Raw genomic sequence first — 6066 nt, 5'->3', positions numbered from 1 at the left:
CGCCGGCTGCTGGCGACCCTCGCCGCCGGCGCCCTGGCCCTCGGTGTGGCGCTGCCGTCGGCCGCCGCGTTCGCCGCGACCCCCGATCCTTCGTCGACGAACGCGGCCGTCACCTCGGCGCTGTCGGCCGCTCCCGGAGCGAACGGGATCCTGCGCCCCGGCGACCCGCTGTCGGTCGTCGTCACGCTGTCGGCGGGATCCTCGGCCGCCACCGCGAACCCCGTCGCCCTCTCGGTCGGCACGGCATCCCTCGGCGACGACGCCTCCCTCGACCGCTGGCTCGGCGGCGACGCGTCGGGACAGACCCTGCAGCAGGTGGCCACGGGAACAATGGATGCCACCGCCTCCGGCGCCCAGAGCTCGATCACGCTGACCGTCCCCGCGACCGATCCGACCCTCGCCGGCCGCGGTGCCGGCGTCTACCCGGTGCTCGTGTCGGCCGCCGGTCTGACGGCACCGAGCGTCGTCGTCGTGCCGTCCGACGGTCCGACCACCCCGATCGCCCTCGTGGTGCCCATCACCGCGGCCCCCCTGACGCGCGGTCTGCTGACCGGCAACGAGCTGGCGGAGTTGACGGCGGTCGATGGAGCGCTGTCGGCCCAACTCGACGCCGTCGACGGCACCGCCGCCACCCTGGCCGTCGACCCGGCGATACCGGCCGCGATCCGCGTTCTCGGCTCCGCTGCGCCGCCCACCGCCGTCGCCTGGCTGGAGCGTCTGCTCGCGCTGCCGAACGACAGGTTCGCGCTGCAGTTCGGCGATGCCGACGTGGCCGCCCAGCTGCAGGCCGGACTGACGGCCCCGTTGGGCCCGACATCGCTGCAGTCGTACATGAACGAGGACGATTTCACCGGACCGGCGCCCGCCGTCTCCGCGGTCTCGACTCCGGAGCCAGTCCCTTCCGCGAGCCCGGGGCAGCCGAGCTACCCGACGCTGACGACACTGCTCGACATCGGCTCGGCGACGTCGAATGTCTTCTGGCCTGCAACGGGCTCGGCCGGGCCCGAGACGGTGGCGTCGCTCGGGGCCCTGGGAACCCCCGAGGAGCCCGCTCGCGTCCTGACGGCTTCGACGAGCGTCTCCGGCGGATCGCGCGTCGCGACCGCCGCCGTCGGGGGCGTCTCGACCCCGGTGTACGACGCCGAGGTGTCGCGGGCGCTCGCGGCCGCAGCCGGGCAGAACGACGCCACACGCCGCAGTGCCTCCCTGTCGGCCGCGCAGGCGTATCTGGCGATCGCGCGGAGCTCGGCGGGCGATCAGCCGGTCCTCGCCGTGCTCGACCGCGGTACCGATCGCTCCCGCGTGAGCCTGCGCGCCACGCTCGGTCTGCTCTCCTCCGCACCGGGGTTCGCGGCATCGAGCCTCGCCGAGGTCTCGAGCCGGCCGGCATCCGAGGTCTCCCTCGCCGCGCCCGCGGTCGACGCGACACGGGCGACCGAGGTGGGCGATCTGCTCTCCGACGAGCAGGCGGTCGACCGTTTCGCCACGATCCTCGATCAACCCGAGTTGCTCACCGGCCGCGAACGCGCCGAGATGCTGCAGGTCATCAGCGTCTCGTGGACGGGCGATCCCGCCCGTCAGGCGGTCGCCGACCACCGTGCCGGTACGCAGACGACGTTGGACGCCGTCGGCATCCTCTCCTCCGATTTCCGCCTGGTCAGCTCCAGCGCTCCGCTGCGTCCGTGGGTGCGCAACGACCTGCCGTGGCCCGTCACGGTGGTGCTCGACGTGAGCCCGAACGACGCGCGTCTGCGCGTGCAGAACCGCACGACGGTCGAGGCGCAGGCCGCCGCCAACACCCGCGTCGAGGTGCCCGTCGAAGCACGCATCGCCAACGGCGAGGTCAGCGTCGACCTGCAGCTCTACAGCCCCACCGACCAGCCGGTCGGGGCCCCGCAGCGGGTCGACGTCGAGGTGCGCGCCGAGTGGGAGAGCATCGGGCTGATCGTCATCGTCGTACTCGTGGTGGCCTTCCTCGGCCTCGGCGTCGTCCGGACGATCACGCGTCGCCGTCGCACGCGGGCGGAAGAGGAGTCGACCCCGACTCAGGATGCCGACACCCCCGTCGACGGCATCGGCGTGAAGGGTCCGGATGACGACGGGCGCAGCCCCGCCGAGTCCGCGGACGAGACCGCACCCGACGAAGAGGAGATCCGCCCGTGAGCAGTATCGGACGGGCGAGTGTGCTCATCGGTGCGGGGACGATCGTCTCCCGCGTGAGCGGGCTGCTGCGCATCGTCGTGCTGGTCGCGATCGTCGGCTCGGTGGGCAGCGCCGCGGGTGACGCGTTCGGTCTCGCCAACCAGCTGCCGAACAACATCTACACGGTGATCTCGACCGGTGTCCTCACGGCGGTGATCGTCCCGCAGATCGTCAAGGCCGCCGCGCACGCCGACGGCGGCCGGGCCTTCGTCTCGAAGCTCTTCACCCTGGGAACGGTGATCCTGCTCGCGGCGACCGCGCTGGCGATGATCGCCGCTCCCTTGATCGTTACCGTCTACATCGACCCCTCGAAGGTCGAACCGGATCAGATCGCGCTGGCCACCGCATTCGCCTATTGGTGCCTGCCGCAGATCTTCTTCTACGGCCTCTACGCGCTTCTGGGGGAGATCCTCAACGCGCGCAAGGTGTTCGGCCCGTACACGTGGGCACCCATCGTCAACAACGTCGTCTCGATCGTCGGCTTCGGCATCTTCCTGCTGCTGTTCGGGGGGCCGAGCCCCGACGTCCTGCAGTGGACACCCACGATGATCGGTCTGCTCGGTGGTGTCGCCACCGGGGGCATCGTGCTGCAGACCGTCGTGCTGCTGGTGTTCTGGCGCCGAGCCGGTCTGCAGTTGCGTCCCGACTTCCACTGGCGCGGCGTGGGCCTGCGCCACATCGGACGGCTGGCCGGTTGGACGTTCCTCATGGTCATCGTGGGGCAGTTGGCCGGAATCGTCCAGACACGGGTGCTGTCCGGCGCCTCGGGCACCGGGCCCGCGATCATCGCCACACAGAACGCCTGGCTGGTGTTCATGCTCCCCTACTCGATCATCGTGCTGTCGATCGGGACGCCGTACTTCACGCAGCTCAGCGAGCACGCCGCAGCCGGGCGTCACGACGAGGTGAAGTCCGACATCGTCCGCAGCATCCGCGTCCTGGGGCTCTTCATCGTCGTCGCCACCGCCGCACTGGCCGTCGCCTCCGTGCCGGCGACCCGCGTGTTCACGAACAGCTCCGACGAGGCTCTCGCCGCGGCCCCGGTCCTACTGTGCTTCCTCGTCTGTCTGCTGCCACTGGCCGTGCTGTTCGTCATCCAACGCACCTTCTACGCCTACAACGACACCCGGACGCCGTTCTTCTTCACCCTCGCGCAGGGCGTGCTGGTCGCCGTAACGGCCCTGATCGCCGGAGCCGCGGTCGGCGCCGGCGCTCTTCCCCTGGCCCAGCTGGCGGCGGGTGTCGCGCTGGGTCAGTCGCTCGCGAGCGTCGTGCAGGTGGTGGTCGCCACGGTGATCCTGCACCGACGCCTCGGGGGTATCGGTGTGCGCGCCTGGCTGACCCCGCTCGCGCGTTTCGTTCTCGTCGCCGTTCCCGCTGCGGCGGCAGGCTGGGGCGTCGTGCTGCTGTGCGGCGGCTCCGAGGGGTGGCTGTCGGCATCCGTGGTGTCGGGCGCTCTGGGAGCCGCGCTGGTGGGATCGGTCGTCCTCGCCGTGTACATCGGCATCCTGGCCCTTCTCCGAACGCCGGAGCTCGAACCCGCGATCGCGCTGGGCCGACGGTTCCTCCCCAAGCGCTAGCCCTGCGGCCGTGGAATACCCCGCGGCTAGCATGGGTTTCATCCGACGGAATCAACGAGAGGAAGGCGCAAACGTGCGTCACGTCATCATCATCGGATCGGGCCCGGCCGGCTACACCGCCGCGATCTACGCCGCCCGAGCCAACCTCGAGCCCCTCGTCGTCGCGAGCTCCGTCGAAGCCGGCGGCGATCTCATGAACACCACCGAGGTCGAGAACTTCCCCGGGTTCCCCGACGGCATCCAGGGTCCCGACCTCATGGCCAAGATGCAGGCGCAAGCCGAGCGTTTCGGTGCTCACGTGCTCTACGACGACGTCGTATCGCTCGACCTCGACGGCCCCGTCAAGACGATCACGCTCGGCAGCGGCAAGGTCGAAGAGGCAGTGACGGTCATCTACGCCACGGGCTCGGCCTATCGCAAGCTGGGCCTCGAGGGCGAAGAGCGCCTCTCCGGGCGCGGTGTCTCGTGGTGCGCGACGTGCGACGGATTCTTCTTCCGCGACCGCACCATCGCGGTCGTCGGCGGCGGCGACTCGGCCATGGAAGAGGCGAACTTCCTCACCAAGTTCGCGTCCAAGGTCTACGTGATCCACCGCAAGGACTCGCTGCGTGCGTCCAAGATCATGCAGGAGCGAGCCTTCGCCAACCCGAAGATCGAGTTCATCTGGAACAGCGCCGTCGACGAGATCCTCGGTGACGACGCCGTCAACGGCGTGCGTCTGCGCTCGACCGTCGACGACACGACGCGCGAGCTGCCCCTCGACGGCCTGTTCGTCGCGATCGGCAACGACCCGCGCACGCACCTCGTGCACGACAAGCTGCAGCTCACCGACCAGGGCACCATCTGGGTCGATGGACGCTCGTCGCGCACGTCCGTCCCGGGCGTCTTCGCCGCCGGCGACGTGATCGACCCGACGTATCGCCAGGCGATCACCGCCGCGGGCAGCGGAACCGTCGCCGCCCTCGACGTCGAACACTTCCTCGCCGCACGCGGTGAGGCCGGCGAGCCCGCCGTGTCGGAGAGCCCCATCGAGGGTCTCCCCGACGTCGCGGTCGTCTGAGGAACAAATCCGCGCTCACCGGCGTTTTCACTCACTGAAGCTTCCATCTAAGGAGATATGCAATGACTGCCAAGGCGACGACCTCCGCAACGTTCGAGCAGGACGTCCTGCAGGCTGACGGACCCGTGCTCGTGGACTTCTGGGCCGAGTGGTGCGGACCGTGTCGCATGGTCGCTCCCGTCCTCGACGAGATCCAGAACGAGAACGCGGACAAGATCACGATCCTCAAGCTCAACGTCGACGAGAACCCCGATCTCGCGATGAAGTACCAGATCACCTCGATCCCCGCGATGAAGGTGTTCCAGGGCGGCGAGGTCAAGACCACGATCATCGGCGCGAAGCCCAAGTTCGCGCTGGAGCAGGATCTCGCACCGTTCCTCGGCTGAGACGTTCCTGACGGAAGGCCCCGACTCCTCACGGACTCGGGGCCTTTCGTCTTGTCCGCGAGTCGCGGCACGGCCCGGGCGACAACGGTCTCGTCGTATCGACGATTCGATGACGTTCCGGATGCCGAGAACTCGGCCCGAACGAACCTGGCACGCCAGACCGGTTCGCGGTCGGAGGGTCGCGCCGCGCATTCAAGCGCGTCGAGCGCCCGAGCGTTCGAGCGCCATGAAGGTTGGAGTGCGTCAAGGGATGGACCGCGTTGAACGCTCGAGCGCGGTCGAGCGCGTCGAGGGGTTGAGCGCGTCGAGGGGTTGAGCGCGTCCAGAGGTTCGAGCGCGTCTAGCGCCGAGGGTTCATACGCGTTCAAGGGCTCGAGCACGTCGAGCGTCGAGTGGTACGGCGCGTGGAGCGTTGCAGCGCGCTGAGCGGCCTCAGGATGCGTCGAGACGCGCGCTGGCGTCCCAGCGGCGGTGCGGCTCTTCGTCGCCCAGGATGCGCCACACAGCGCGTGTGAGCGGCGGGTAATCGAGCGAGATCTGCCGGAGCACGCGGTAGTTGCGTGAACGGTTCGGGCGCTGGCCCCCGTTCTCCGCGATGTTCTCCGCGCGCAGGGTGAGCACGACGAGTTCGTCGACGCTCGGCAGATCTTCCATGAAGTCCCACGGGTCTTCACCGCCGCGCAGACGCTCGTGGATGAGCACGGCCAGCTCGTCGGACGCCTCCGCGCGCAGCAGCTCGAGGCTGGCGCGTCGGCGCAGGGTGTCGTCGTTCGCTGTCACCATTCCAGCGTACGACGGGCCGCCGACACCGAGGCCCGCGATCGGATGCCTTGCCCCG

At 69.6% G+C, this 6066-nt stretch carries 5 protein-coding genes; 4 read left to right on the top strand and 1 reads right to left on the bottom strand.

The features are described from left to right. The 4 genes from RWP81_RS01665 to trxA all read left to right on the top strand — a co-directional run. Positions 1-2163, top strand: a 2163-nt coding sequence (locus RWP81_RS01665; protein ID WP_314451624.1) for a DUF6049 family protein, incomplete at its 5' end; no start/stop codon positions are given. Next, positions 2160-3782, top strand: a complete 1623-nt coding sequence (murJ, locus tag RWP81_RS01660) for a murein biosynthesis integral membrane protein MurJ (RefSeq protein ID WP_314451622.1) — start codon at positions 2160-2162, stop codon at positions 3780-3782. The genes RWP81_RS01665 and murJ, both read left to right, overlap by 4 nt. 73 nt (positions 3783-3855) lie before the next feature. Next, positions 3856-4842: a thioredoxin-disulfide reductase gene (gene trxB / locus RWP81_RS01655; protein WP_314451621.1), complete on the top strand. Its 987-nt coding sequence runs from the start codon at positions 3856-3858 to the stop codon at positions 4840-4842. 62 nt (positions 4843-4904) lie between these two features. Further along, the gene (gene trxA / locus RWP81_RS01650) at positions 4905-5228 is read left to right on the top strand and encodes a thioredoxin (protein ID WP_314451619.1); all 324 of its coding nucleotides are present in this window, start codon (positions 4905-4907) and stop codon (positions 5226-5228) included. 432 nt (positions 5229-5660) lie between these two features. On the opposite strand, the gene RWP81_RS01645 is transcribed toward trxA, so the two are convergent. Further along, on the bottom strand, positions 5661-6008 hold the full coding sequence (locus tag RWP81_RS01645; protein WP_399540524.1) for a tryptophan synthase subunit alpha: 348 nt from the start codon (positions 6006-6008) through the stop codon (positions 5661-5663). Positions 6009-6066: the final 58 nt, after the last annotated feature.

It is taken from the genome of uncultured Microbacterium sp., from assembly GCF_963521695.1.
GTDB lineage: Bacteria > Actinomycetota > Actinomycetes > Actinomycetales > Microbacteriaceae > Microbacterium.
Note: the sequence above shows the minus strand (reverse complement) of the source record. Positions and strands in the feature narration are given on the sequence as shown.

What these genes read in the sequence shown, in the direction of transcription:
- trxA (WP_314451619.1), top strand. Translation starts at nt 4,905, where the DNA reads ATGACTGCCAAGGCGACGACCTCCGCAACGTTCGAGCAGGACGTCCTG.